1 tRNA gene is annotated in these 241 nt (G+C 45.6%); it reads right to left on the bottom strand.

Annotation, left to right across the window (positions count from 1 at the left end):
- Window positions 1-162: 162 nt before the first annotated feature.
- Window positions 163-238: transfer RNA gene (locus tag ACGF5R_RS24930), tRNA-Ala, on the bottom strand.
- Window positions 239-241: the final 3 nt, after the last annotated feature.

The raw sequence follows: 241 nt of genomic DNA, 5'->3' as shown, positions 1-241 counted from the left end.
TCACAACCCGAAACTGTCTCGGATTGTTCAGCTTGAGAGACTCGTCAATAATACCTCGACGATATTATCGACAGTTTCAATTTTTCAGCTTGTTCCAGATTGTTAAAGAGCAAAATAATTCACAGCATACTGTCGCCAATATACTCTGAATTACGTTTAGTATGGTGGAGCTAAGCGGGATCGAACCGCTGACCTCCTGCGTGCAAGGCAGGCGCTCTCCCAGCTGAGCTATAGCCCCATA

It is taken from the genome of Photorhabdus sp. RM71S, from assembly GCF_042879355.1.
Taxonomy (GTDB): Bacteria; Pseudomonadota; Gammaproteobacteria; order Enterobacterales; family Enterobacteriaceae; genus Photorhabdus; species Photorhabdus kayaii.
Note: the sequence above shows the minus strand (reverse complement) of the source record. Positions and strands in the feature narration are given on the sequence as shown.